We start from the raw sequence: 1,145 nt of genomic DNA, 5'->3' as shown, positions 1-1,145 counted from the left end.
TTCCTCAAGGAGGAGTGATCAGTCCATTGCTGCTGAATATTGCCTTGCATGGAATGGAGGCAGCAGCGGGGAGTCGCTACCGATATGCCGGTCCGGGCAACAGAGGAACATATACGGCCCGGGACTCCCCGGTCCTGGTGCGGTACGCAGACGACTTCGTGGCCATGTGCCACAGCGAAGAGGAAGCGCACCGAATCAAGGCTGAACTGGAACAGTGGCTCAAGCCAAGAGGGCTGAGATTCAACGAGGAAAAGACCCGGGTCGTCCACGTGGCGCAAGGGTTTGACTTCCTCGGTTTCGGAATCCGGCGCTACGGGGACAAGCTGCTGATCAAACCCAGCATGGACGCTGTCGAGAGAATCCGGAAGCGGCTCAAGGTCGAGGTGAAGGCTCTGTACGGAGCCAATGCCGGAGGCGTCTTGAAGAAGCTCGTCCCCATCATCAGGGGGTGGGCTGCCTACTACCGGACGGTGGTGTCGTCCAGGGTCTTTACCGACCTGGATGACTACATGTGGAAGCTCTTGTATAAATGGGCCAAGCATGCCCACCCGCGAAAGCCGAAGGACTGGATCGTCAAACGGTACTTCGGCCGGTTCAACAAGGCCAGACGAGACCGATGGGTGTTCGGTGACCGCGCGAGCGGCGCCTACCTCGTGAAGTTCGCCTGGACCGGAATCATCCGGCATACCCTGGTAAAAGGTGCGGCATCGCTCGATGATCCGTCCCTGATCGAATACTGGGGGAACCGTCGCCGACGCAAAGCGCCACCGCCGATGGACAAGACAAGTCTTGCCCTGGCATACCGGCAGAAAGGGCTCTGTCCTCTCTGCCGACAGGCGCTCATCGCCGGGGCCGAATACGAACCGGACAGCCCACGCGAGTGGATGGCCTGGTTCGCGGCTTCGAAGAAGATGCTGAACAAGCATCACTTCGTTTTCCGGCGCGAAGGCGGATCGGACGAGATGAAGAACCTGCGTCTCATTCACGCCGATTGTCACCGGCAGTTGCACGCCGCCGGCGGAAATCGGCCCCGAGTACAGGAACCTGTGACGTCCCTGGGGCTTGCTTGAGCCGGTTGCTCGGAAACGGGCACGGCCGGTTCTGAGGGGGCCGGGGCACAGCAATGTGTCCCGGCTACCCGACCG

General features: G+C 60.8%; 1 protein-coding gene. It reads left to right on the top strand.

The annotated features are described in order from the left end of the window. On the top strand, nucleotides 1–1,070 hold a 1,070-nt coding region (locus ACWGJO_RS41395), incomplete at its 5' end, for a group II intron reverse transcriptase (RefSeq protein WP_452190938.1). Nucleotides 1,071–1,145 lie beyond the last annotated feature (75 nt).

The organism is Kitasatospora sp. NPDC054795, from assembly GCF_053611565.1.
The sequence above is the reverse complement of the archived record's forward strand: the minus strand, read 5'-3'. Positions and strand labels throughout refer to the sequence as shown.